18 protein-coding genes and 1 pseudogene are annotated in these 24,779 nt (G+C 68.9%); 6 read left to right on the forward strand and 13 right to left on the reverse strand.

Going from position 1 to position 24,779, the window contains the following annotated elements; translation table 11 throughout:
* Position 1 precedes the first annotated feature (1 nt).
* Positions 2 to 1,834: an SCO2524 family protein gene (locus Pen02_RS29965; RefSeq protein ID WP_203869495.1), complete on the reverse strand. Its 1,833-nt coding sequence runs from the start codon at positions 1,832 to 1,834 to the stop codon at positions 2 to 4.
* A gap of 350 nt (positions 1,835 to 2,184) precedes the next feature.
* Entirely contained in the window at positions 2,185 to 3,210 is a 1,026-nt protein-coding gene (locus tag Pen02_RS29970; RefSeq protein WP_203869496.1) for a helix-turn-helix domain-containing protein, read from the reverse strand.
* A gap of 63 nt (positions 3,211 to 3,273) precedes the next feature.
* On the opposite strand from Pen02_RS29970, the gene Pen02_RS29975 reads away from it, so the two are divergent.
* From Pen02_RS29975 to Pen02_RS29995, 5 genes are all read left to right on the forward strand, one after another.
* Complete coding sequence (locus Pen02_RS29975) at positions 3,274 to 3,993, forward strand: PP2C family protein-serine/threonine phosphatase (RefSeq protein ID WP_203869497.1); 720 nt, start codon at positions 3,274 to 3,276, stop codon at positions 3,991 to 3,993.
* A gap of 54 nt (positions 3,994 to 4,047) precedes the next feature.
* Complete coding sequence (locus Pen02_RS29980; RefSeq protein WP_203869498.1) at positions 4,048 to 5,415, forward strand: outer membrane protein assembly factor BamB family protein; 1,368 nt, start codon at positions 4,048 to 4,050, stop codon at positions 5,413 to 5,415.
* A 96-nt stretch (positions 5,416 to 5,511) separates the two neighbouring features.
* Complete coding sequence (locus Pen02_RS29985) at positions 5,512 to 6,063, forward strand: 2Fe-2S iron-sulfur cluster-binding protein (RefSeq protein WP_203869499.1); 552 nt, start codon at positions 5,512 to 5,514, stop codon at positions 6,061 to 6,063.
* Positions 6,060 to 7,070, forward strand: coding sequence for an FAD binding domain-containing protein (locus Pen02_RS29990; RefSeq protein WP_203869500.1), 1,011 nt, complete (start codon positions 6,060 to 6,062; stop codon positions 7,068 to 7,070). Before Pen02_RS29985 ends, Pen02_RS29990 begins: the two co-directional genes overlap by 4 nt.
* A gap of 22 nt (positions 7,071 to 7,092) precedes the next feature.
* Positions 7,093 to 9,198, forward strand: a complete 2,106-nt coding sequence (locus Pen02_RS29995; RefSeq protein WP_203869501.1) for a xanthine dehydrogenase family protein molybdopterin-binding subunit — start codon at positions 7,093 to 7,095, stop codon at positions 9,196 to 9,198.
* Positions 9,199 to 9,250: 52 nt separating this feature from the next.
* Here Pen02_RS29995 and Pen02_RS30000 read toward each other — a convergent pair whose 3' ends face one another.
* Positions 9,251 to 9,838 (reverse strand): TetR/AcrR family transcriptional regulator, encoded by a 588-nt coding sequence (locus Pen02_RS30000; RefSeq protein WP_239141524.1) that lies wholly within the window; start codon positions 9,836 to 9,838, stop codon positions 9,251 to 9,253.
* A 183-nt stretch (positions 9,839 to 10,021) separates the two neighbouring features.
* Between Pen02_RS30000 and Pen02_RS30005 the strand changes: the two genes are divergently transcribed.
* On the forward strand, positions 10,022 to 10,966 hold the full coding sequence (locus tag Pen02_RS30005) for an SDR family NAD(P)-dependent oxidoreductase (RefSeq protein ID WP_203869502.1): 945 nt from the start codon (positions 10,022 to 10,024) through the stop codon (positions 10,964 to 10,966).
* Between the two features lie 127 nt (positions 10,967 to 11,093).
* Here Pen02_RS30005 and Pen02_RS30010 read toward each other — a convergent pair whose 3' ends face one another.
* The 10 genes and pseudogenes from Pen02_RS30010 to Pen02_RS30050 all read right to left on the reverse strand — a co-directional run bounded on the left by Pen02_RS30010 (position 11,094) and on the right by Pen02_RS30050 (position 24,259).
* Positions 11,094 to 11,516 (reverse strand): hypothetical protein, encoded by a 423-nt coding sequence (locus tag Pen02_RS30010; protein ID WP_203869503.1) that lies wholly within the window; start codon positions 11,514 to 11,516, stop codon positions 11,094 to 11,096.
* Positions 11,517 to 11,653: 137 nt separating this feature from the next.
* On the reverse strand, positions 11,654 to 12,301 hold the full coding sequence (locus Pen02_RS30015; RefSeq protein WP_203869504.1) for a response regulator transcription factor: 648 nt from the start codon (positions 12,299 to 12,301) through the stop codon (positions 11,654 to 11,656).
* The gene (locus Pen02_RS30020) at positions 12,292 to 13,893 is read right to left on the reverse strand and encodes a sensor histidine kinase (protein ID WP_203869505.1); all 1,602 of its coding nucleotides are present in this window, start codon (positions 13,891 to 13,893) and stop codon (positions 12,292 to 12,294) included. Before Pen02_RS30020 ends, Pen02_RS30015 begins: the two co-directional genes overlap by 10 nt.
* Before the next feature lie 442 nt (positions 13,894 to 14,335).
* Positions 14,336 to 15,751, reverse strand: a complete 1,416-nt coding sequence (locus Pen02_RS30025) for an IS701 family transposase (RefSeq protein WP_203869506.1) — start codon at positions 15,749 to 15,751, stop codon at positions 14,336 to 14,338.
* A gap of 322 nt (positions 15,752 to 16,073) precedes the next feature.
* Entirely contained in the window at positions 16,074 to 18,260 is a 2,187-nt protein-coding gene (locus tag Pen02_RS30030) for a RelA/SpoT family protein (protein ID WP_239141526.1), read from the reverse strand.
* Positions 18,261 to 18,296: 36 nt separating this feature from the next.
* Positions 18,297 to 20,219, reverse strand: a complete 1,923-nt coding sequence (locus Pen02_RS30035) for an NACHT domain-containing protein (RefSeq protein WP_239141528.1) — start codon at positions 20,217 to 20,219, stop codon at positions 18,297 to 18,299.
* 279 nt (positions 20,220 to 20,498) lie between these two features.
* Positions 20,499 to 21,029: pseudogene (locus Pen02_RS43090) on the reverse strand (S1 family peptidase); the annotation flags it as partial.
* A gap of 147 nt (positions 21,030 to 21,176) precedes the next feature.
* Positions 21,177 to 21,530 carry a CU044_2847 family protein gene (locus tag Pen02_RS30040; protein ID WP_203869508.1) on the reverse strand — a complete coding sequence of 118 codons (354 nt, stop codon included), beginning with the start codon at positions 21,528 to 21,530 and terminating at the stop codon, positions 21,177 to 21,179.
* A gap of 189 nt (positions 21,531 to 21,719) precedes the next feature.
* The gene (locus Pen02_RS30045; protein ID WP_203869509.1) at positions 21,720 to 22,187 is read right to left on the reverse strand and encodes an ASCH domain-containing protein; all 468 of its coding nucleotides are present in this window, start codon (positions 22,185 to 22,187) and stop codon (positions 21,720 to 21,722) included.
* A complete protein-coding gene (locus Pen02_RS30050; protein WP_203869510.1) occupies positions 22,184 to 24,259 on the reverse strand; it encodes a GNAT family N-acetyltransferase in 2,076 nt (691 codons plus the stop codon). The genes Pen02_RS30045 and Pen02_RS30050 overlap by 4 nt, the downstream gene beginning before the upstream one ends.
* Positions 24,260 to 24,779: the final 520 nt, after the last annotated feature.

The following is a 24,779-nucleotide window of genomic DNA, read 5'->3' on the forward strand; positions in this document are numbered from 1 at the left end:
GTCAGCCCGCCTCCGCGACGTCGCGCCGGGCCGCGTTCAACTCGTCCAGCGAGCGGAGCACGGCGTTGGTCAGCGCTGCCGCGGTGCCGGGCCGCTCGTGCACGATCTCCCGCGCCCGTCGCAGGTTGACCCGGATCACCTGGAGGGTCTGCTGCATCTTCGGCCCCGCCTCCGCCGCGCCGGTCAGCAGCTCCATGTCGTAGAGGTGCTCGGCCTCGTTGAGCAGGTCCAGCGCGTGCAGGGTGAGCCGGTCGCTGCGCAGTGGCGGCCGGCGCAGGATGCGTACGGTGGTGACCAGGGACTGCACCACGCGCTCGGTGTAATACCACGAGGGAGCGTCGTGGTATTCGTCGAACTGCCGGAACACCCGGGCCGGCTGGTCCCACAGGCTCCGGCCGCCACCACGGTCGAGACGGCGGAGCACCAGATGGTCCCAGACCCGGTCGGCCAGGTCGAGCATCCTGGCCCGCTGGTCGGCGTCGCTGAGCAGGCCGGCGATGAACGCGGTGCGCTGCAACAGCAGGGCGGAGAACTCGCTGACCGCCCACCGCAACGTCGGGCCGCCCAGCTTCTCGCTGTTCTGCAGAGTCAGTCGTACGCCGGGGGCGTGCAGCACCAGCGCCGAGTCCTGGTCGAACGGCCGGCGGGTGATCCTCGCCCGGTTGGCCAGCTCCTCCAGCACCGCGCCGACCCGGCTAAGGTCGGCGTCCGCGCCCCGCTCGACGACCAGACCCTTGACCGCCAGCGAGGTCACCAGCAGGGTGTAGTAGTCGGAGGCGTCCCGGTCGGTGGTCCGCCAGGGGATGTCCTCCAGCGGCCAGCGGTGGCCGTCGCCGAAGGTGGCGACCGTGGCCCAGTAGCCCCGGGTCAGGTCCCACCGCAGTTGCAACGCCCGGGAGAGCCGCTGCTGCTCCTCGTTGAGCAGGCCGAGGATCCGGGTCCGTTCGGTGAACAGCTCCTCGATCGCGTCGATCGCGATGACGGTGAAGTAGAGGTACGGCTCCTCCGGGGCGAACCCCGGCGGCTGCTGGCCGACCGGCTCGGTCGTCTCGACCTCCGGCGCGTCCTTGACGATGCCCCAGGACCAGCCGCACTCGAAGAGCCGGTTCGGACTGTCCAGGTCGGCCACCTGGCCGGAACCGATCATGACCTCGCGGAAACTCGCGATCGTCTGCCGCAGTCGGCGGCGGAGCTGGGCGACGATCTGCCGCTGCGGCAGGTCGCTCTGGTTGAGGGTACGGACGAGTGCCTGGCCCTCTTCGGAATCGACGTCGAAGACGTTCACCGCGAAACTGCGCAGCAGCCCGACCATGGCGGCGGTGAGCCGGGTGCTCGCCATGGTCTCCAACTCGTCGATCTCGCGGAGAACCTCCTCACGGCGCACGGCCGAACGGAAGACCCGGGCGAAACCGATGGCGGCCAGCGAGAGTGTGATCGACATGGCGTACGAGTCGACGATGTCGAGGTCGAGTTGCTGCTCGGACGGCTCCGCACCGTCGGTCTGGAAATAGGTGCGGCCGGAGAAGACCGGTGTCCCGGATTTGTCGGTGTAGCGCTGGTAATACTCGGTGAGCACCTGGATCAGCACCCGGGGAATCTGGGTGGCGGTGCCGAGCGGACGCAGCGCTTTGATCATTTCCTCGGCGGTCTCGTCCGGACGGTCCAGCCCGAAGTCCGCCTGGGTGGCCGGCAGCAGGATGCAGAGCAACTGCTCGGCGTCACTGATCGAGTTCGGCCCGTCTCGCCCGCCCCACTGCCACTTCCCGTCCTGCCAGCTTGACCGGACGGTGGCCGCCCAGATCTCCAGGAGCTCCTGACGGGGCTGGATCCTCATCTATCGTGCACCACCATCCGCGAAAAACACCGGCTAGGTCGAGCGGCACTTCTGTTGTGCGTCGGGAGGACCTGACGGCTCCCGCGTGCGTCTCGATGATAGAGACGCGACCGACGGGCTGCGGGAGCCCGGCTTCACGACCGGTAGTGAATCAGAAGAAGATGCTGGTCAACGCCGGACTGCTCGGCCTTTCCACAGTGGTGCCACGTTTCACCGCAGCCACCCCCTTCGCATCCCGGGCTATCCATCAATGATGGCGTACGCGTCAAGGCGGGCGGAACCGTCGTCGTGGCGTTCACCAGGAAGTCGTCGAACCCGTTCACCAGGAACGGCGCGACCGGATGATCGGATCAGCCGTGCCGGGCCGGATCGGTGAGCCGCTGTCGTACCGCCCAGAGGGCCGCCTCGGTACGCGACGCCGAGCCGGTCTTACGGAGCAGGTTGGACACGTGCACGGTGACGGTGCGTACCGAGATCCCGAGTGAGCGGGCCACCTGCTTGTTGGACATGCCGGCGGCCAGACAGGACAGCACCTCGACCTCCCGGCCGGTCAACTCGGCGGTGGGTGCCGGCGGCGGCTCGACCAGCAGCCGCAGGTGCTCGGAAAGCGGCCCGGGGGCGAGTTCCTCGGGCCGCCGGCCGCGCTCGGCGACCAACAGCTCCACCAGCCGGTACGGGTTGCCGCCGGTCCGCCGCCAGAGCGCGTCGACGACGTCCGCCGGTACGGGCCGGCCGGGGTAGACCTGGCCGAGCACGGCGGCCACGTCCGGCCGGCCCAGCGGGCCGAGGTGCTGCCGGATCGCGCCGGGGGCACCGGAGAGTCGGGCCAGGGTGGCGGCGACCAGCCGGGGCGACACCGCCTCCTCCGCCGGCCGGCTGCCGACGAGCAGCAGGGCCGGCAGGTCGGGCGCGGTGGCCAGCTCGCCGACCAGGTTGAGGCTGGCCGGGTCGAGTGCGTGCAGGTCCTCCACCACCAGTACCGCCGGCCCGGCCCCGACCAGCGCCCGTACGGTGCGTACCGCGAGGCGTAACAGTGCGTCGGGGGCGTACCGCTCCCGGGGCGCGTTCGGGTGCTGGGCCAGCCAGGCCAGCGCGTCGGGCGGCAACGGGAGGTCCTGGGTGTCCCGTCCGCTGAGCGCGGCGGCCAGCCAGTCGTACGGTGCCGGGGTGTGCACCCGGGCGGTACCGCTGAGGATGGTCCCCGGTCGGGGTGAGAGGCCGTCCAGAGCCGCACTGATCAGCAGGCTCTTGCCCACCCCGGCGGCGCCGGTGACCACCACGCAGCCGGTCCGGGGGTGCCCACCGGCGACCGTGGCCCAGGCGGCGGCGAACTCGGCCAGTTCGCCGGCACGCCCGACCATGGAGACCGGCATCATGCGTCAACCCTACGCAGTACTGCGTAGTGACTTTGCCGTGGATCTCGGGGCAAGCTGCACGGTATGACCTTTGTCCTGCGCAGCCTGGCCGTCAGCGACCCTGGCCTGGTCCGGCCGAACAACGAGGACGTGGCGTTCGCCGGCAGCCGCCTGGTCGCCGTGGCCGACGGCATGGGCGGGGCCCCGGCCGGCGAGGTGGCCAGCGAGATCGTGATCAGCAGTCTGGCCCCGGTGGAGCGGTCCGCGCCGGACGCGGAACCCCTGGCCGCGCTGCGGGAGGCGATCGGTGCGGCCAACACCCGGATCCGGGCGGTGACCGACGCCGACCAGGCCACCGAGGGGATGGGCAGCACCGTGACGGCGATGTTGCTCTCCGGCCGCCGGCTCGGGGTGGCGCATGTCGGCGACTCCCGGGGCTACCTGTTCCGGGCCGGCAGGCTGTCCCAGCTCACCCGGGACGACACCTTCGTGCAGGCGCTCGTCGACCAGGGCGGACTGACGCCGGAGGAGGCCCGGCGGCATCCGCAGCGGTCGCTGGTCACCCGCGTGGTGCTGGGTACCCCGGTCGAGCCGGCCACCGTCGCGCTGATCGCCCAGGCCGGTGACCGGCTGCTGGTGTGCAGCGACGGCCTCTCCGACGTGGTCGAGGACGACGCCATCGCCGGGGTGCTGGCCGGCTTCGCCGACCGGGAGGAGTGCACGCGGCAGTTGGTCAAGCTCGCGCACCAGGCGGGTGCCCCGGACAACGTCACGCTGGTGGTGGCGGACGTCACTGACGAATAATGGCCGCCATCACGTGGCCGGTCCCGACCGGCCCGGCCGGGAGGGGGCGGCGCGGTGGTCGTGATCGAGCTCGGCGAGCAGCGGTACGACCCGCCGGCCGAGCCCGTCCCGCCGCGCCGGTTCACCTGGCGGCGGCTCCGGACCACCGCGCTCGGACTGGCCGGGGCACTGGTGTTCGGCCTGGGTGGCGCGGCACCGGCCGCACCGTCGCAGTTGACGGAGATCTACCGGGGGACGGTGCAGGGCAGTGACTCCTTCACGCTGACCGAGGACCGGCTCGTCCTCACCGAGCCGCTCGGCACCGACGCGTACCGGATCACCGCGTACGAGACGGAGCGGGGGCGGCAGCTCTGGAGTACGACGTACCGGACGGAGCTGCGGCGGATCTGGCTGTACCAGGCGGCCGGTCTGCTGATCCTGCTGGAGGGCCGGCCCGACAGCAACGATTTCCGGACCGTCGCGCTGGACGCCGGTACCGGGCGGTGGCGCTGGTCGGTGCCGAGTCAGCTGACCGTGCTGGGCGAGGAACGGATCGGGCTGGTCGTCGAGGAGGTGTTCCCGCCGGGCAGCCGGGTCGATCCCGACAATCCGCCGCCGTCCGGCACCCCGACCTACCAGGCGACCTGGGGTACCGGCAGCTACACCGCACCACCGGTCGGGCAGACCGGTCGGGTGGTCGACCTCGACACCGGTCGGGATCTCTGGACCTCTCCGGTGCTGTCCGGGATCAGCACGCTGCGGGCCGGTCCGGGCCGCCCCGCCGCCCTGCTGGCCGGGTACCGCGACGGCCTGCTCGAACTGCGTGACCCCCGGACCGGAGCGGTCCGGCAGCGGCTCGATTCCGGGGGCGGCGTGCCGTTCTACGCGGCGATGGCCGGTGACTGGCTGATGGTGCGGTTCGAGACGAACGTCGCCGTCTACTCGGCCGACCTGCGGCAGCGCCGATGGATCCGGGCGACACCGTCGGAGCAGCTACGGGCCGAAGCCTGTGGGCCCATGCTGTGCCTGGCCGACGGGAGCGGCACCGAGGTGGTCGATCCGGCCACCGGCGGCACCGCGTGGCGGAACCCCGAGCCGCTGAGGGTGACCCCGCACGGCGGGCACCTGGTGGAGACCACCGAGGACCTCACGATCCGCCGGACGGTCGATCCGCGCACCGGGCGTAGCGTGGTGGACCTGACCGGCTGGACGGAGGCCGAGAGTCCGGCGACCTCCGGGCCGATGCTGCTCCGCCAGACCGGCGGCAGCGCCCGGACCTGGGTGGGCCTGCTCGATCCGGAGGGTACGGCGGTCCGCTCGCTGGACCCGCTGCCGTTCGCCCTGACGTCCTGCCAGGCGGCCCCCCGGGCGTTCGCCTGTCGCACGCATCTCGGCGACATGCGGGTCTGGCGGTACCGCCCGCGTCCGTCCCCACCGGGCTGAGCGGCGGCCACCGGAACGGCTCGATTGGTCCCGCACCGGCGATCCCGCTCGGTAATCTCGACATATGGCACAAACCAGTCCGAGGGTCGGTTGTCGATGACCGAGCCACCGCACCGGTCGCCGGTCCGGCTCTCCGTCAACGGCAGACCGTACGAACTCGACCTCGACAACCGGACCACGCTGCTCGACGCGCTCCGGGAGCACCTGGCGCTGACCGGGGCGAAGAAGGGCTGCGACCACGGCCAGTGCGGATCGTGCACGGTGCTGCTCGACGGCCGGCGGGTGAAGAGCTGCCTGGTCTTCGCCGTGGCGGCCGACGGCGGCGACCTGGTCAGCGTCGAGGGCCTGGCCGAGGACGGGCAACTGCACCCGTTGCAGAGCTGCTTCGTCGAGCACGACGCCTTCCAGTGCGGCTACTGCACCTCCGGACAGCTCTGCTCCGCCCTCGGCATGCTCGACGAGCTGCGCCGGGGCTGGCCGAGCGTGGTCACCGCCGACCTGGCCGCCGGCCCAAACGGGGTCACCGACCCGGAGATCCGGGAACGGATGAGCGGCAACCTGTGCCGCTGTGCGGCGTACCCGCACATCGTCTCGGCGATCCGGGAGGCCGCGACGGTCGAGACCCGTCCGATGGGGAGCCTCCGGTGAGGAGCTTCCGGTACGAGCGGAGCACCGACCCCGGCCGGGCGGTGGCGCTGGTGGCCGGCGAGCCGGACGCGGCGTACCTGGGCGGCGGCACGAACCTGGTCGACCTGATGAAACTCGGGGTGGCCCGCCCGGGGCTGCTGGTCGACGTCACCCGGCTGCCCCTGGACTCGGTCGAGTCACTGCCCGACGGCGGGCTCCGGATCGGCGCCACGGTACGCAACAGCGACCTGGCCGCGCACCCGACCGTACGGCGGGACTTCCCGGTGCTGGCCCGGGCGCTGCTGGCCGGGGCGAGCGGACAACTGCGCAACATGGCCACCGTCGGCGGCAACCTGCTGCAACGTACCCGCTGCGCCTACTTCCAGGACGTCACCCGGCCGTGCAACAAGCGCGTCCCTGGGGACGGATGCTCGGCGCTGGAGGGGCAGAACCGGGACCTCGCCATCCTCGGCTGGTCGCCGCAGTGCGTCGCCACCCACCCCTCGGACATGGCGGTCGCGCTGGTCGCGCTCGACGCCGTGGTCGAGGTGCTGGAGCCGGCCGGCGCCCGGGACATCCCGCTGGCCGAGTTCCACCGGCTGCCCGGGGAACGGCCGGACCAGGAGACCACGCTGGCCCCGGGCGGGCTGATCACGGCGGTACGGATTCCCGCGCTGCCGTTCGCGCGCCGGTCGACGTACCGGAAGGCGCGGGACCGGGCGTCGTTCGCCTTCGCCGCCGGTTCGGTGGCGGTGGCGCTCGACCTGGCCGGCGGGCTGGTCCGGGACGTCCGCCTCGGCTGGGGCGCGGTCGCGCACCGGCCCTGGCGGCCCCGGCTCGCCGAGGCGGCGCTGCGCGGCCAGCCGGCGACCGAGGAGACCTTCCGGCTCGCCGCCGAGGAGGAACTCGCGGCGGCCCGGCCACTGACGCACAACGCCTTCAAGATCCCACTGATCCGGAACCTGACCGTACGAACCCTGGTCGACCTGGCCGAGGACGCGACGGACCCGGCGGAGCGGGACCGGTGAGCGGGTACGTCGAGGTGGCCCGGTGAGCGCGCCGGCCACCGCCATCGGCCGGGAACAGCCCCGGCTGGAGGGCCGGGCGAAGGTGACCGGCACCGCCCGGTACGCGGTCGAGCACCCGGCCGACGGCGTGGCGTACGGGTGGGCGGTGCAGGCCAGCGTGGCGAAGGGACGGATCGTCCGGATCGACACCGGCGACGCGGAGCGCGAGCCGGGGGTGCTGGCGGTGCTCACCCACGAGAACTCGCCCCGGCTGCACCCGGCGGAGAGTCCCGAACTGCTGCTCCTCCAGCAGCCCCGGGTGCGCTACCGGGGCGAGATCGTGGCGCTGGTGGTGGCCGAGTCGCTGGAGTCGGCCCGGGAGGCTGCCCGGCTGCTCCGGATCGACTACGACACCGAGCCGCACAGCAGCGTACTCACCGAGCATCATCCGAGCCTCTACAAGCCGGACCACGTCAACCCGTCGTTCCCCACCGACACCAGCGTCGGCGACTTCGACAGCGGCTACGCGGCGGCGGAGGTACGGCTGGACCAGACGTACCGGACGCCGGCGTACCACAACAACCCGATGGAGCCGCACGCCGCGACCGCGAGCTGGACCGACGGTCGGCTGCTGGTGCACGACTCCAGCCAGGGCACCACGGACGTACAGGTGGTCCTCGGCCGGCTCTTCGAGTTGCCGGCCGAGGCGGTCCGGGCCATCGCCGAGCACGTCGGCGGCGGCTTCGGCAGCAAGGGCACCACCCGGTGCACGCCGGTGCTCGCCGCGATGGCCGCCCGGCAGGTCGGCCGGCCGGTACGGCTGGCGTTGACCCGGCAGCAGCTCTTCGGCCCGATCGGCTACCGCACCCCGATCATCCAGCGGATCCGGCTCGGTGCCGACGCCGACGGCCGGCTCGCGGCGATCTGCCACGACGCGATCAGCCAGAGTTCCACCATCGAGGAGTTCGCCGAGCAGACCGCCGTACTCACCCGGGCGCTGTACGCGGCACCGCACCGCCGAACGACGCACCGGCTGGCCCGGCTGGACGTACCGACGCCGTCCTGGATGCGCGCACCCGGCGAGTGCCCGGGGTCGTTCGCGCTGGAGTCCGCGATGGACGAGTTGGCGGTGGCCTGCGGGGTCGACCCGGTGGAGCTGCGGCTGCGCAACGACACCGAGGTCGACCCGGAGGAGGGCGTACCGTTCAGCAGCCGGAAGCTGGCCGCCTGCCTGCGCGACGGTGCCCGGCGGTTCGGCTGGGCGGACCGCGACCCCGCTCCGGGGGCCCGACGGCGGGGCAGGTGGCTGATCGGCACCGGGATGGCCGGCGCGATCTACCCGGCCCGGATCCCGGGTGCGTCGGCCGAGGCGGCGGCCGGCCCGGACGGGACGTACCAGGTGCGGATCAACGCCACCGACATCGGTACCGGCGCGCGGACCGCGCTGTGGCAGATCGCCACGGACGCCCTCGGGGTGCCCGGCGACCGGGTCGCGGTCAGCATCGGGGACAGCGACCTTCCGCCGGCGCTGGTCGCCGGTGGCTCGACCGGTACCGCCGGCTGGGGTCTGGCCGTGCACCGGGCCTGCCAGGAACTGCGCCGCCAGCTCGACGACCGGTACGCCGGCACGGCACCCCCCGACGGCCTGGCGGTACGCCTGGACACCACCGACGAGGCGGCGGCCCTGCCCCGACTCGCCCGGTACGCCTTCGGCGCGCACTTCGTCGAGGCCCGGGTGGACGTCGACTCCGGCGAGATCCGGATCCCCCGGATGCTCGGCGTCTTCGCCACCGGTCGGGTGGTGAACCCGAGCACCGCCCGATCGCAGTTGATCGGCGGGATGACCATGGGCATCTCGATGGCGCTGCACGAGGAGGGGCTGCTGGACCACCGGTTCGGCGACTGGGTGAACCGGGACCTGGCCACTTACCACGTCACCGCCTGCGCGGACGTGGAACGGATCGAGGCGTACTGGGTGCCGGAGGAGGACGACGAGGGGAACCCGCTCGGCACCAAGGGGCTGGGCGAGATCGGCATCGTCGGCTCGGCGGCAGCGGTCGCCAACGCCGTCTACCACGCCACCGGCCTGCGGTTCCGTACCCTGCCGATCCAGCTCGACAAGCTGGTGGACCGGCTGCCGACCGGCTAGCCGTCGCTCCCGGCCGCCGACCGGTCAGCCGTCGGTCCCGGGCGCCGGCCGGTCAGCCGTCGGTCCCGGTCGCGCGGTAGCGCAGTCCGTCGAGCAGCAGGTCGAGCAGGCGCCCGGCCTGGTCCCGCTGGTCCGGCTCGCCGACGGCGAGGGAGATCCCGCCGAGGCTGGCCAGTACGTCGGCGGCCGGGACGTCCGACCGAAGTGTCCCGGTCTCGGCACCGGCGGCCAGCAGGCTGGTGATCGCGCCGGTCAGCCGGTCCCGGCTGTGCGCGAACGGGTTGCCGCCGGAGGCGATCACGGCGCGCAGCGCGTCGGCCATGCCGCGCTTGGTGCCCAGGTAGTCGACGAAGCGGTCCAGCCAGACCCGGGTCGCCCGGTCCGGCGGCAGGCTGCGCAGCAGTTCGTCGACGGCGTCGCAGAGCCGGTCGAGTTCGCTGCGGTAGGCCGCCTCGACCAGCGCCTCCCGGGTCGGGAAGTGCCGGTAGAGGGTGCCGATCCCGACGCCCGCCTCCTTGGCGATGGCCTCCAGGGTCGCCTCCGGCCCGTCCTGCGAGAACGCCCGTACGGCCACCTCCAGCAGCCGGTCGCGGTTGCGCTGTGCGTCGGCCCGCAGTGGGCGCTGGCCGGTGGCCGCCACGGCTCTCCTCGTCAGGTCTGGCGCGTACCGGACCGGTGGCGTGGCTCACACACCGGACCCGGGGATGCGGTTGGCAACCGGAGGCTCCTCCGGTTAACGTGATTCGTAGTGGAGGTTCCTCCGCTTCACATCATACCGGCCGGCCCACCCCGACCAGCAGCACCGATCAAGGACGGGATGATCATGAACGCACCGCAACGCATCAGCACGCCGTTCTCGGCCGAGTCCACCGCCGCCGAGGTCGCGGCCGGAATCGACCTCACCGGCCGACGGGCCGTCGTCACCGGCGGCGCCTCCGGGATCGGCGTCGAGACCGCCCGGACGCTCGCCGGGATCGGCGCGGAGGTCACCCTCGCCGTCCGGGACCTGGCGGCCGGCGAACAGACCGCCAACGAGATCACCGCGACCACCGGCAACGACCGCGTCCACGTCGCGCCCCTGGACCTCGCCGACCGGGCCTCGGTCACGGCCTTCGTCGCCGCCTGGGACGGCCCACTGCACCTCCTGGTCAACAACGCCGGGGTGATGGCCGCGCCCGAGACGCGTACCCCGGAGGGCTGGGAACTCCAGTTCGCCACCAACCACCTCGGGCACTTCGCCCTCGCCACCGGACTGCACCGGGCACTCGCCTCGGCCGGCGGGGCCCGGGTCGTCTCGGTCAGCTCCAGCGCGCACCTGCGCTCGCCGGTGGTCTTCGACGACATCCACTTCGCCCGGCGGCCGTACGAGCCGTGGGCCGCGTACGGGCAGTCCAAGACCGCCAACGTGCTGTTCGCGGTCGAGGCGACGAGCCGCTGGGCCGACGACGGGATCACCGCCAACGCGCTGATGCCGGGCGGGATCCGGACCAACCTCCAGCGGTACGTCAGCGAGGCGGAACTCGACCGGCTGCGCGCCGAGGCGGGACCGTCGGCGTTCGTCTGGAAGACGCCGGAGCAGGGCGCCGCCACCTCCGTACTGGTCGGCACCTCGCCACTGCTCGACGGGATCGGCGGCCGGTACTTCGAGGACTGCGCCGAGGCGGAGCCGCACCGGCCGGGCACCCGCAACGGCGTCGCCGCGTACGCCCTGGACCCGGAGGCCGCCGCCCGGCTCTGGGCGGAGTCGGTCCGTACCCTGGCCGGCTGACCCGCACCGCGACCGCCGGGCCGCCGGGTCGTCGGATCGCCGATGTGCGATCGCAGGGGCCACCGCCCGGGCCGCCGACGGACCGGTGGCGTCCGTCGGCGGCCCGGGCGGCAGCCGTCAGACCCCGTCAGACCCGGGCGGTCGGCGAGTCGGACCGGTCCGGCGCCGGCACCGCCGGGGCGGGCCGGGTCGCCGGCACCCGCCCGGCGGCGATCCGGCCGAGCAGCACCGCCAGTACCACGCTGGGCAGGATCAGGAAGACGTGGTCGACCGGGAACTCGCCCCGGACCACGTAACTGAACAGCGACGTGGTGAAGACGGCCGCCGCCCAGGCGTACGCGAAGAGCATCGCCGGTACCGCCACCCGCCGGGGCAGCAGCGACGAGCCCAGTGCGAAGACGGTCACCAGCAGGTCCGGGACCAGGAACAGATTGTCCGACCGGACCGCGCCCGAGGTCGCGAAGTACCAGACCATCACCACCGTCAGCAGAGCGGCGGTCCCCCGTGCGACCGCCACCGTGTCCACCCGCCCGAACCCCGGACCAGCCATCGTCGTCCCTCCCCGGATCCCGTTGCCGACGAGGACGAGTCTGCGGTCCGCGCGCCGGCCCCGGAAGCGAGCCAGCCCGCCCCCGGCACCGGGCCGGCCACACCCACCGGGTGCGGCTACCCGTACCCGCCCCCTTCTCAGCCGTTGAGGTAGCGGAGTACGGCCAGCACCCGGCGGTGGTCGTCGGGCGAGGCGGGCAGGGCCAGTTTGGCGAAGATGTTCGTACAGTGCTTCTCCACGGTCCGCTCGGCGATGTCGAGCCGTTCCGCGATGGCCTGGTTGGTCCGGCCCTCGGCCATCAGGGCGAGGACCGCCCGCTCCCGTTCGCTCAGCCCGCGCAGCGGGTCGTCGTCGCGGTCCCGGCGGCCGACGAGCTGGTCGATGACGACCGGGTCGAACGCGGTACCCCCGGCACCGACCCGCCGGACCGCCGCCGCGAACTCGGCCAGGTCGGAGACCCGGTCCTTGAGCAGGTAGCCGACCCCCCGGGCGCCGCCGTCGAGCAGCTCGACGGTGTAGCTGACCCGGACGTACTGCGACAGCACCAGCACCCCGGTCGCCGGATGGCGGCGGCGGATCTCCCGGGCCGCCCGCAACCCCTCGTCGGTACGCGTCGGCGGCAGCCGGATGTCGACGACGGCGACCTCGGGGCGGTACCGGGCCACCCCGGCGAGCAGCGCCGTCGCGTCCTCGACACCGCACACCACCGTCAGGCCGGCCTCGGTGAGCAGCCGGACCAGCCCCTCCCGCAGCAGCGTGTTGTCCTCGGCCAGGGCTACCCGCACGGCAGCACCGCCCGGACCCGGGTACCGCCACCGGCCGGGCTGACCAGCTCGAACGAGCCACCGGCGACGGCTACCCGATCGGCCAGCCCGCGCAGCCCCGTACCGCCGGCCGGATCCGCACCGCCCCGGCCGTCGTCCCGGACCTCCACCACCAGCCGCCCGTCGTGCCGGTCGAGCCGCAGCTCGGCCGTTGCCGCCGCCGCGTGCTTGGTGACGTTCGCCAGCGCCTCGGCGACCACGTAGTAGGCGGTGGTCTCCACCTCGGCCGGCAACCGGTCCGGCAGCTCGTCCGGCAGCTTCAGCGGTACCGGCGACAGCGCGGCCAGCTCGCGTACCGCGCCGGGCAGGCCGCGCTCGGTCAGCAGCGGCGGATGCAGCCCCTGGGTCAGCGCCCGCAACTCGGCCAGGATCGCCAGCGTGCCGCTCCTGGCCTCGGCGATCAGCGGTACGGCCCGGTCCGGATCGGTACGCAGCACGGACTCCGCCAGGCCCAGCGTGAGCGGAATGGCCAGCAACCGCTGCTGTACGCCGTCGTGCAGGTCCCGTTCCAGCCGTCGCCGTTCCGCCTCGCCGGCCCGCAGCAACGCGAGCCGGGAGTCGGCGAGTTGCCGCAGCCGGGCCCGCAGGTCGGCGGTGAGCCGCTCGTTCTCCAGCGCGAGTCCCGCCGCCGCACAGGTGGCCTCGATCAACTCCGGCTCCTCCGCCAGCGCCCGGTCGTGCACGAGTATCGCGATCGGCTCGGTCCCCCGGTCGATCCGGGTCACCGCCCGGTCCGCACCGTCCCGGTCCGCACCGTCCTCCGGCGGGACCACGGTACGGCCGTCGAGGTCGACGTACCGGCCCGACTCCGGCGCCCAGTAGCCGATCCGCAGGGTCGGGTCGTGCAGTGCCCGGGCCAGCGTCGACTCGATCGCCGCCGGCCGGGGTACCGCGTGCAGCCGGACGACCAGGTCCGCGACCCCGGCCCGGTCGAGCCGGCGGCGCAACAGCCCGGCCAGGTAGCCCAGCGGTACGGCCACCAGGGCGACCTGCAACGCCACGGTGAGCGCGACGACGTCCCGACCGGCGATCGTCGCCGGCTTCACCGTCACGAAGAGCGCCACCGCCAGCACGGCGGTGCCGAAGACCGGGTTGAGGTACCGGCGCCGGAGGGCGCTGCTGCGCCGCCAGCGGACGAGTAGCAGTACCACCGCCGCCGAGCCGCTGACCAGGATCGCGACGATGGCGACCGCCCCGACCGGCGGGCCGGCGTCGGGCAACCCCGGGTCGGCACCGGACGGCCAGGTTCCGCCGGTTCCGCCACCGTCCGGCCCGACACCGGGCACGGCCAGCAGGGCGACCACGGCGACGCTCAGGTAGGCCAGCCCGACCACCAGGCGCGGTGTCGGCGTGCCGAGTCGTCCGGTCGGAAAGGCCACCACCAGGTGCACCAGGACGGCCGCCCAGCCGGCGGCCCGGATCACGGCGAGACTCTCCGGCAGCGCCAACGGCAGCGGGAGCTTGGCGAACCACCACGACAGGCCGACGGCGACCAGCAGCGGGCCGGTCCGGTTGCCCGGCCGGGCCCGCCAGCCGAGCAGGCCCGCCGCCACGAAGCTCAGGCCGACACCGATCGGGACAGCGAGCAGGGCACTACCTCCGCAGGTGGTAGTCGCGCGGAACTCGACGGTATCGCCCCGGGACGACCAACTGGCATCCGCTGACCTGGCACGCGGCGGTCGCTGCGGCGATAGCCGCAGGTCACCTCTGGTGGGCCGCCTGGGATTCGAACCCAGAACCCGCGGATTAAAAGTCCAAAGTAGAAGGCATACTGATCCAAAGTCGACTCTATCGCAAAACGCATCCCACCGCAACCCGCCAGTTCCAACCGCATCCCGGCACGTCCGCACAGGTCCTAGCCGTGTATAGGCCGCCATCCAAGTCAATGGATGCGCTTGACCGCCTCGCAGTGGCCACGGAATCCGGCTACATCGCGCAACTTCCATACCACCTCCCTGGCGTCCGAGCACCCACGGAGCATCTGGAGCCGCCTGACTAGCGGTAGTTTGTCAGCTTCATGGTGGCAAATATAGATTCAGGGCGTGGCCATGCGCTACGGCGTTGAGCAGTTGCTGGAGTTCGTCGGGTGGTGGCTTGTTGGTCCAGGCTGTCCAGCAGCGGTGCAGCAGGAGCCACGGGGTGAGCCAGGGCGGACCGCGCGTAGCGCTTTGGACCAGCTGGGCTGGTCAGTCGGCGGCCCGGCTTCGGCGCCCCCTCTCTCCGGAGTTGTCGCGGGGCGGCTCCGGAGCGGGGGCAAGGGTGTCGTTTGTGGATGGTCGGTCGAACCAGGTGTCCCAGCAAACGAAATGCGCAGTTCACCAGTGTTTGGTGACGGCGGAGCGCGGTGGCGGAGCGGACTTGGAGGTCGGCCCAACCGAGTTCGTCCTTGACCTGTTTATAGCTTTGCTCGATCCAGTGCCGGATCCCGTAGATGCGCACGACTTCGGTCAGGTTCGCCGGCTCGTGGGCCGGATCAGGAGTGTCGTGCGGGCCACCGGGTCGGGGCATGTTGGTGGCCAGGTACCAGGTGGCCTTGTCCGGCAAGGTTTCCGGGTCGGTGGTGGCGACCACGAGGCGGGTGCGCCCATCGGATCCCCACCAGCCCAATTGGGCGTCGGTGGCCCACCAGGTGCCGGTGCGCCCGTCGCGGAACCGGCGCTCGACGGGTGCCAGCCGCCGGGATCGCCGGGACCATTCCATGGCACGGCCCGGGCGGCGTCCTTCGGGGTGTAGGCCTCGGCACCGTACTGCCAGGTGCCGCGGGCGGGCTTGAGGGCCATGACAGAGCCCCAGCCGCTGGTACGCAGTTCGGCGCGTTAGGTCGTCGTGATCGCAGTAGAAGCAGTCCGCCACCACCGCCCGGCACGCCACACCGGCGGCGCGGGCCTTGGCGACCAGGTCGGCGGCGATCTGCAGCTTGGTCCGGAAGTCGGGATCGGCCCGCTTCTTCGCGAAGCGCGACGCGGGGGTGTAGGGCTCGGCGTGCAGCGGATAGTAGAGGCGTTCGTCGGCCCACATGGTGCTCACCGTGACGGTGCCGTTGTCGGTCTTGCCGTAACGGCCCAGCCACTGCCTGCCAACATGTGCCGTCGCGGTGCCGTCCTTGCGGTCGCCGGAGTCGTCGGTCGCGATCACCCCGCGCGCGTGCGGCGCGGTCGCCGGATCGTTGACCAGCAACTCCAGCCGCCGCCAGTTGACCTCGTCGGCGTTCCATGTCGACTGCGACAGGAAGTACTGCAACCGTTGCACCGCAGCGTGCTGTGCCCCCGCGACCGGCTCGGACCCGGCCAGGCCGGTCAAGGTCTTGTTCCGATCACGGGGCGGCAAAAGCCCGGTCAGATACTCACGAAACCCTCGCCGCTGCGCCAGCCTGGAGAACAACTCGTCGAAAGAGGCCGCATAGTCCTCCAACGGACCCGCAGCCGGACGACACGTCGCACGAACCACCAACACCCCACTCGCTCGACAGGTCGCCTGCCGAATGAAACGCCGTCCGCCACCACCGGCATGCACCACGACCCGGACGACACCACCTCCACGATGCACTCACCGCGCCGGAGCGGACGCACAGCCCAACTGCCATGCCGTGAGGAAGGCTGCCCGTGGTGCTCAAGGGAGGGACACCTCGCACGTGGTGACACTGGCTCAGAGCCACGGGGTCCGGGCTGAACTTTCGGAGATGGTGTCTGACTCGACGACTCCGCTGCGGCTATCCCTTCTGCAACTCTCTTGATCAGTTGCCGGGAATGATTCGATAGACGTCGAATACACCGTCAACGGCCGCCACAGCATCGACGATGCCGCTCAATTTACTTGGCTCGCCGAACTCGAAGCTGAGCTGGCCGACTACAACGTAGTCGAGCGTGGTGGTCATTGTGACGGATAGAATCTTGACCGGCTCTTCGGAAAGCACTCGAACTACGTCTGCCATAAGCGCGTCTCGACTGAAGGCCTCGACTTGTATAGCCGCGATGAACATCGAGGCAGTGGTCGGTTTCCACCTAACGTTGACAACCCTCTCTGCCTGCGCTCTCAACCCCTCCGCCATCGCGCAGTCGTCACGGTGGATGCTCACCCCACTGAAGCGGGTAACAAAGCCGAACACGGTATCTGGTGGCACCGGGGTGCAGCAGCGGGAAAGCTTGATCCACACGTCACTGGCACCCTCGACCACCACACCTGGGTTGCAGGCGTCACGGGGGCGCTGTGAACGGTCATCGACCGCGACCTCGGCGGAGCCCTCGGCAGCGTCCCCTTCACTTTCGTAGCCCGCCTCCAGAATTTGCACCACGGACTGCGCGGAGACCTGATTGTTACCTATTGCGGCATAGATCGAGGCGATATCGACCAGCCGTAGGTCCCTGGCGGCAGCCTCAAGATTGTCCCTGGTTAGCATCCGCTGCAACGACATGCCCTGCTTGCGCATCGCCTTGACGATCGCGTCCTTGCCGGCCTCGATCGCCTCCTCGCGCCGCTCCTTGTTGAAGTACTGCCGGATTTTCGCCCGCGCTCGAGGACTCTTGGTAAAGCCCAGCCAGTCCTGAGTCGGCCCGGCCGTACTGGATGTTGAGGTGATGATTTCGACCAAGTCGCCGTTGGAGAGCGTCGACTCCAACGGCACCAGCTTGCCGTTCACCCGCGCGCCGATGCACTTGTGCCCCACCTCGGTGTGCACCGCATACGCGAAGTCCACCGGCGTCGAGGCGGTCGGCAGTGGTAGGACGTCCCCCTTGGGGGTGAGAACGTAGACCTCCTGGCTGGACAGGTCGAAGCGGAGCGCGTCGAGGAACTCGCTCGGGTCGGCCGCCTCACGCTGCCAGTCCAGCAACTGCCGCAGCCACGTCATCTCGTCGATGTGTGCCGGCGGGCCGACGACCGTCTCGCCCTTCTTCTCCTTGTACTTCCAGTGCGCCGCGATGCCGAACTCCGCCGTACGGTGCATCGCGTACGTCCGGATCTGCATCTCGACCGGCTTGCCACTCGGCCCGATCACCGTGGTGTGCAACGACTGGTACATGTTGAACTTCGGCATCGCGATGTAGTCCTTGAACCGACCCGGCACGGGCTGCCAGTTCGCGTGGATCACACCGAGCGCCGCGTAGCAGGCGACCACGCTGTCGACCAGGATGCGCACGCCGACCAGGTCGTGGACACGATCGAAATCACTGCCCCGCCCCATGATCCTTCGGTGGATCGCGTAGAGGTGCCTGGGTCGGCCGGTGGTCTCCGCCTTGATCTTGGCGGACCGCAGATCGATCTGCACCTTCTGGGTCACCTGCCTCAGCAGCGCCTCACACTGCGGCTGGTGCTTCTCCAACAGCCGTTGTATCTCCGCGTAACGTCTCGGAAGGAGGTTCGCGAAGGCTAAGTCCTCCAGCTCCCACTTGATGGCGTTCATACCGAGCCGGTGCGCCAGTGGCACCAGAACCTCCAGCGTCTCCTTGGCCTTCTGCTCCCGCTCGGTCACCGGCAGGAAGGTCAACGTACGGAGGTTGTGCAATCGATCCGCGAGCTTTATCACCAGAACCCTGGGGTCTCTGGTCAACGAGACGATCATTGCTCGCGTGTCCGCAGGGTCCGCGTCAGCGTCAACTCTCATTCTGTCCAACGTCGCCGTACCAGCCATCAAAGACATGACCTCCCGGTCGAACGCACCCGAGAGATCCTGAGTACTATCATCACAGTCATGCAGAAGCGCGACGACAATGGTTGCCGTGTCCATGCCCAGGTTGGCGAGGATCGTGGCGACAGCTAGCGGATGGACTATGTAGGGGTCGCCCGACTTCCGATACTGCCCCGTATGGAAGCGCGCAGCGAAGTCGTATGCACGGGCTATCTGTCTCGTGTCGGCATTCGGATGGCTGGATTTGTGGGTTTCGATCAATGGCTCCAGTACTTCACTGATTCTCCTGGAGCGCACGCTGGCTGATTCAGGCCGGCGTCGAGCGAACAGCCCTCAGACAAGCGAGCGAGCGAGTGGTGCGTTCTTACTGGCATCGACCGGGACCGCCTGACCCGGGGTCGTGTCGGCCCCCGTTCGATTGAGCCGCGCAATCGAGTCTAGGGCGAGTTCCCGATCGAACGACAGTAGAGTTTTGTCGTTCGCTATCCGGGAAAGAAGGCTTCTTGCCCTCGGGTGTCTCGACTCAAGGAGCGCTTCTGCCGCCCACCGCCGGTCCACGCCATCGAGCCCCACGTCTTCAGCGAGCCTTAGGAGAAGCATATCGGTACCATGCTCGTTCAGCTTGGCGATGGTCTGTAGGGCCTGTCTATTATATGGCGGCGTCGAGAGTTCAAGGCGCGCGTCCTTCGAAACATGGTCCGCTTTCACGAGCGCGAGGGCGCCGATAGCCCATCGTCGGTCGGCGTAGGAAAGGCGCCTATCCTGCGCGAGGCCGATCAGTGCAACTGATCCGGCGGACTCGTCGAGCTGGACCAGCAGCTCAGCGGAACGACGCCGGTCAGCCATTGGACTCCGCCGACGCCCTACAGAGTTCGCAAGCTTGGATACCGTGGTCTCCATAACCGACGGAGCAAGCTCCACACCGTCGGCTAGGAGGGTAACGACGAGGTCGCCCCCATGGAGAGTGTTCCTTGACACCAAATCACATAACGCAGGAGTCAAGTCCGACCTGCGTCGCCAAGCAGCTATAAGGAATCTGGTAAATGATTGTCTTCTGTCAAACCACTCGTCGTCGACTTCACCCCGCAGAAATAGCCTCTCGAAGAGAGCATCGCTCAAACTTGACTGAGACGTTATATGCTGCGCCGCCAGGTATTCTTGAATCGTCTGATGAAGGAACACAAAATCATCGGCTCGGGCAACCAGCACGCCGCTACGCCTGAGGATCTCACGTACGAGTGATTGCCAAACCTGCTCCGGGATTTGCTGGGGCCGGAGGTCAGCGGTCCAAGCCGTCACTAAGCACACCGCCGCCTCGGTCGACCCCATCTGCCGCGCCGAAGCCAATCCTGCAATAATCCCGGGCGCCCGCGCTAGAAGCGCCTCTCCGGCACGCTCCGCCACATCTCCGTATCGTCGCGTAATCGCCGCTATCTGCTGACGTATCCCGCCTTCCGAATCGTTGTACTGACGATCGCTGAACATCCGCATGAAAGTCGCATAGATGTTCGCTCGGCCGGCGGGAAAGTGGCGACGGGGATCTGAAGCGAATATCTGGCACAACATGGTACAGACGAGGGGAGTTCGGGCGAGTTCCCTGAGACTACTTCGGTCCAATAGATCAATGAAGCTTTGAGCCTCGTTCGCCGGGCCACGGAGTCGGAGTTGAGTGAACCAGCCCTTGGCGAACGCGAGCATCTGATCGCCATCAAATGGAAGAAGTCCGTATATTGCGAGCGCCGGTACGTTCGCTAGGAGATGGTCGCCGGGCCTAGAGGCCAAGATAAAGCGGTAGTGCTCTCCACCCTCACCTTGACGCAATCCGTGAAGCCGTTCCAGAACCTTCGCCCGAAGCTCTGGACTCATCACCTCATCTAGACCATCTATCAGGACAAGCCAGAGCGCTCCGGGCATCGGAGCGTCAGCGAATAATTCAGCGGGCAACCTGCGGCGTACACCGACATCACTGAGCGCAGAATTTACGCTAGCGGCTATTGATTCGGACACCGGACGGGATGGGACTAGGTCTGCGGCGAGCACTTGGACGGGTACCGCCGAGGCTGCTCCTCGACTGACGCGGTCGAGGAGGTTAATGGATGCGATTCGAAGAAGGCTGGATTTGCCAGCTCCGGCTGCACCGATCAAAGCGGCGTCGCTCGGGCCATCGAATACTACGTCGGCCGGAACGTGCCGCCGATCCGGGGCATCGTCGTCCTCGCTAGCCTCGTCCACCGTCGCAAACTGCTGTACATACACAGTCGAAAGGGGAGGTGGCCGGTTGCCTGGGAGCACTCCTGGATAGGGGTGCATCTGGTTGGACTTTCGCGAAGCAGCTAGATAGGCGCGTAGTTGCGGGCTTGGAAAGGCCCATCCCCCAGCCTTGATCTCGTCATCGTCTAGCTGATCAAGCCAATGCCTGTGTCCCTCCAATCTTTCTTGCCAGGCCCGCACCGCCTCACATCTATTAGTCATCTCGTGGGCTCGCAGCAGGTGTGCGCTACCTTTTCCATCTGATGTGCAGAGCATGCCGCACACCGCACCGGTCCGTATATTTACGACCGGGCTCCCGCTGAATCCCCCACCTACCGGGGGACCCCACACCCTAGGTAATAGCGAGGATCCAGGCCTGCTACGTTTGGAGTAGCCTTGGTACTTGAAGGTTACGGATTGACCATCGCGAAAGTTGTTGGCGGGGTGGCCGTATGACCAGACTGGGTCTTGCACCGCAAGCACGTCGGATAGCAGTACAGCATCGGTCGGTCCCGCCGAACACCCCTCTTCCGTCCTTACGAAGGCGAGGTCCAAGCCTGTCGGATCTCGGTAGTACTCTTCCCGGTCGGTGCGCAATGAAATGACTCGTCCGGTCGGTCCTATCTGCGCTTGAATCGTTGGAGGCAGCGTATCGGCGGTATCAGCGAGGACGTGAGCGCAGGTCGCCACGATCCCAGGTGCGACAAAGAACCCCGTCCCCAACCGAGCTTTTTGCGATGCTGTAGCCGGGACGCACAGCGCAACGGTATAGGACGTGACCAAGCGTTCCCACACCTGTTGGGTTGGCAGTGTCATTGGAGGAGATTCGCCACCTCCCTCCTGTCCGAACTGAGACGCTCCTGCCTGTGCCGCAATCGAGCCAACTGCAGGACCGCGCTGAGTCACAGCATATCGCGGACGTTTAGCCCCACCCTCGCCGGTCCGCCATACAGTTTCGCCACTCTACGTTCCCGACTTCTCCCACTCAATCGTCACCTTGAGCCCGGATTTCGCCGAGACTTTCCCGAGGATCGCGACGAACGTTCCGGACTCCATCGCAAACTCACAGGCAACCTCGACGCTGAAGCGAGTCGCATCCGAATTTTGCAGGCGAGCGGTCACCTTATCGGCGAATGCTACGACTCCTCGGAGCGCATCATCCAGCTCCGGCTGCTTGGCAGCGATCTCTACCTCATCGCCGGGCTGAGTGCGGTCGGTAGACGCTCTAGCGGACAGGAAGACGGTGTGTCCATCTATCTCCAAGGGAACGAGGACTTCCGACGCGGACGAGGGTTGGTCGATATCCTCGAGCACCATGACCTCCGGGCAGAGCCGACCGGTAACAGGTTCGACGCGTAGAGTAGTCGATGGTGTCAAGGACACGCGACCCGGCAACCACCACCTCGTCAGGTACCGGCCAAGAACTGGGCCGCAGTGCGGCACGTTGGTATGTCCGCCCCGCCACGAGCGGGCATGTACTACCCGACGGTTAGTGCCCCCGGTGGCCTACTGACCAGGTGTGACGCTGACCCTCCTGGCGCTGGTTGCGGGAATCAGTGTGCGCAGGGTGTACGGGTCGGACTCGGCGAGGTAGCGGAAGCTCTGCGGGGGTTGGAACCGACCTTCTTCGCGGAGTCGGCGGAGGGATAGTGGCTCGTCGAGGGTGCAGACGCGGTGCAGCCGGAGTAGGTGAGCTCGGTCGTTGCCAGCAAGGTAGGCGTCGAACTCGGGGCGGCTGAGGCCGAGGCGGTCCTGGTACAGCCGCCATGCCTCCGGCGGGTCGAGCGTCTGAACGTCGCGTAAGCGGGCGGTGCCCACGATGGCCATGGCGGGGCTGCTGGCGTAGAGGATAATCGGGGTTTCTGGGTGAGCGTTGACGGGCCTTCGTCGCAGCTCCACGGTTTTCGTGCCGGACAGGATGGCGTCGGCGAAGCGGGGGCGGAGGGACAGCAGCAGGGTCCTGGATGTGCTCACTGTCGGCGGCCTTCCTGGTAGAGCGCGGCAAACAGCCCGGGCGGTATCCGTAGCGGTCCTGGAGGTGGCACTCCTCGCTGCTGATGGGCGGCAGCCAGTACTTGCAGCCGTTGCGAGGATATGTGGGTCAGCAGCTCAGTGTTGGTGAAGCGCAAAGCTTGCACCTGCCCGTTGTGAGCAACGTTGTGGAGCTGATGCCCGTCCCAGACGCCAAGGTGCTGGAACCGCGCGTGGAAATCCTCCGGTGCCCCGATCTCCGCTAGGTCCAGTTGTGAGCAGGCGATGACAGCGGCAGGGTATGCGGTGGCAGGTCCACTGCGGCTCATGTACCACAAAAGCCGAGCGGGGTGACGTGGCCGTGTACCTCGTGGGCTGCGGTAGTAGACGTGCTCGCGGGCGAGACCAAGGTTGTCGTGGCGGGGGAGCAGGCCGCCAGGGACGCCGAGCAGGTCGGCCGAGTACGCCTGCCGGATCGGGATGAGGTAGGTGAGCAGGGCACTGTCGGTGATCTTGGCTGGCCACCAAATCCGCTCGAGCTCGGCGGCAGCGACAGCGGGCATGTCTGATCCTAACGGCGCCGGTACGGGCACGCCGGCTTGCCGCGCTGCGGCAACGGCCTGCTGCTCGACCTGTCCGGCCGGTCCGCAGACATCGATCACGAACGCGTAGAGCTGTTCGTCGTGCTGATAGAAGCCGTCCTGGAACGCCGCGAGCCGCAGTGCCGCGGACACGTACCGGTCCGTGATCTTGATGATCGGGCTGCCGGCCGCGCGTGCCTTTTGCCGGAGTTGAAACAACAGTTGGCGGGCAAGGGTGTCGGCTAGGCCGATGGTGGCTACCCGCGCCAACGGCACGGTCAGAGCGCCGTTCTCGGGCCGGGCCGCGATCACGGCCACCAGCCGTCCGTCCGGATCATAGATACCGGCGCGGTCGCAGCCTGCCAGGGCCATTTCGCGGTTGGTGTTGCGTAGATCCCGTCGTCGCTCGCCCGCCGCCGAGTTGACCAGTCCAGCTAGATCGTCTTCGGCGGCGATACCGAGCAGTTGCCTCCGGTAGCGGGTGCCAAGCAGGGCGGCCGGCTGGTACGCCTCCGCGCGGGCCAACTCGTCGATATGGATGAGGACCTCCAGCGGACGCAGGATTCGGAGTCCGTGTTGGCGCTGCGCGGGAGGGCCAAGGATGCTGGTGAGGTGCTCGTCTCGGGTGACGAACAGTTTGAGGCCGAGCGCGATCGCCTCGCAGACGTGCTCGAGGTCGTACCGGTCCTGATCCGTGCAGGGATACTTGGGATCAACGAGGTGCACCGCAGCCAGCAGGTCAGCTCGCACCTGTTTCAGCTGTCCGTGGTCCACCCGCGGTGGCGGAGTGAACGACTGGGCGGCAGTGATGCACCGGGCACGTAGTGGCCCCTCCATACTGTTGACTTCCGAATCGAGTGCGCCCGTCCGCACCAGCTCCAGACGGTCGGCGAACTGGTCCCCTACCAGCGCTCTGGATTCGACGGCGTCTGATCGCTCCTCGTCGGCGAGGTCTCGTAGGACGTTGAGGTCGACCGCGGCGCGCGCCAGCACGCTGTCGTCGTCGCGGGTAAACAGGTTCGGCTGCCCGTGATCACGCCACCAGCTCGTCAACAGGTGACGAGCCCTGCTGCGCCCTGGTCGCTGTGACAACGGGGTGAAACGGAGTTTGATCCACATGTCGCCGAGGTTGTAGCTGTCGCGACACTTGGCTAATATCCCGGGGTAGTCGGAGTGATGATCACTGACCCAGTCGACCAGCAGGCGCGCAATGCCGTAGCCATGCCAGTGTGGATCGACGCAGAGATGCGTCAACCTCACGCGCCGACTGGTTAGCCCATATAGTGCATATCCGATGATCTGCTCGCCTGCGTACGCCAGCAGCAGGGTTCCCTTCTCCGCCGCGTCTCGGTAGCCGGCGAATGGCATGTGACCCAGGGTCGCGCGAGCTTTGTTACCCAACTCAACCGCCGCCATGATTCCCAAAACGTCATCACCTGCCGCCGACGCCAAGCGAATCGGTGTGGACGACGACGCTTCTTGATCGAGAGACATGGCGGAAGTCTGCCGGACCGCGAGAGGCTGGTGAACCCCTCAACCGTTCATAATGGCGTGGTCGAACCTCGCAATGCCGTCCCGCATCTGCGGAGGACGCCGGGTATGCGACGGACGGTCGGGCAGTCGGATTATCGACAGAACCAGGGCGTGGCGAAGAGCCTCCGCGCCGGTGCGAATTACCCCATCACCGATGCTGCTTCAGTGGGCGGTCGCCTGCTGGCTGCGGCATCGGTGGCGGATCAAGACCCGGATGCGGCCGACAGCCGGACGCACCATGTTTCTAGCATCTCCCGAGTCCACACATCGGCCACCTCCCAGGGGAACTGTCGTCGCAGCAGGCCTCGGTTGATGCACCACCAGTGTTGGCTTACCGACACTTTCTGACAACTCGAGGACCGGCCGATCCCAAGATCGATAGACATCGGCCAGACCAGGGATCATGATCCGACATATGTGGATCTTGACCCTTCCCTGGCACGGCCGAGGTGAGGTGACGTCAGCAGCATCACGGCCGGGC

This window comes from Plantactinospora endophytica (assembly GCF_016862915.1).
GTDB classification, from domain to species: domain Bacteria; phylum Actinomycetota; class Actinomycetes; order Mycobacteriales; family Micromonosporaceae; genus Plantactinospora; species Plantactinospora endophytica.

Bases quoted from the DNA above. Each gene is read 5' to 3' on its own strand.
- Pen02_RS29965 (WP_203869495.1), bottom strand. From the start codon at position 1,834: ATGAGGATCCAGCCCCGTCAGGAGCTCCTGGAGATCTGGGCGGCCACC.
- Pen02_RS29970 (WP_203869496.1), bottom strand. From the start codon at position 3,210: ATGATGCCGGTCTCCATGGTCGGGCGTGCCGGCGAACTGGCCGAGTTC.
- Pen02_RS29975 (WP_203869497.1), top strand. From the start codon at position 3,274: ATGACCTTTGTCCTGCGCAGCCTGGCCGTCAGCGACCCTGGCCTGGTC.
- Pen02_RS29985 (WP_203869499.1), top strand. From the start codon at position 5,512: ATGACCGAGCCACCGCACCGGTCGCCGGTCCGGCTCTCCGTCAACGGC.
- Pen02_RS30005 (WP_203869502.1), top strand. From the start codon at position 10,022: ATGAACGCACCGCAACGCATCAGCACGCCGTTCTCGGCCGAGTCCACC.
- Pen02_RS30010 (WP_203869503.1), bottom strand. From the start codon at position 11,516: ATGGCTGGTCCGGGGTTCGGGCGGGTGGACACGGTGGCGGTCGCACGG.
- Pen02_RS30040 (WP_203869508.1), bottom strand. From the start codon at position 21,530: ATGGTGCTCGAGGATATCGACCAACCCTCGTCCGCGTCGGAAGTCCTC.
- Pen02_RS30050 (WP_203869510.1), bottom strand. From the start codon at position 24,259: ATGTCTCTCGATCAAGAAGCGTCGTCGTCCACACCGATTCGCTTGGCG.